Below are 266 nucleotides of genomic sequence, written 5' to 3'. Positions count from 1 at the left end.
ACGAAGCCCATGCCCTGGAATTGGCCAACGCCACCGAATTCGGCCTTTCCAGCGCCGTCTTCAGTACCAACCTGGAGCGCGCCGTCACCTTTGCCCGCAAAGTGAGAGCAGGCATGACCCACGTCAACGACATCCCGGTCAACGACGAAGCCAACGCACCTTTTGGCGGTGAAAAGAACTCAGGGCTTGGCCGTTTCAATGGTGACTGGGCGATTGACGAATTCACCCGTGACCACTGGATCAGCGTGCAACACACGCCACGGCAC

1 protein-coding gene is annotated in these 266 nt (G+C 59.0%); it reads left to right on the top strand.

The features are described from left to right. Window positions 1–266: aldehyde dehydrogenase family protein (locus GHN86_RS23245; protein ID WP_153387403.1), on the top strand; the 266-nt coding region annotated here is incomplete at both ends.

The organism is Pseudomonas helleri (genome assembly GCF_009600315.1).
Classification (GTDB): domain Bacteria; phylum Pseudomonadota; class Gammaproteobacteria; order Pseudomonadales; family Pseudomonadaceae; genus Aquipseudomonas; species Aquipseudomonas helleri_A.
Note: the sequence above shows the minus strand (reverse complement) of the source record. Positions and strands in the feature narration are given on the sequence as shown.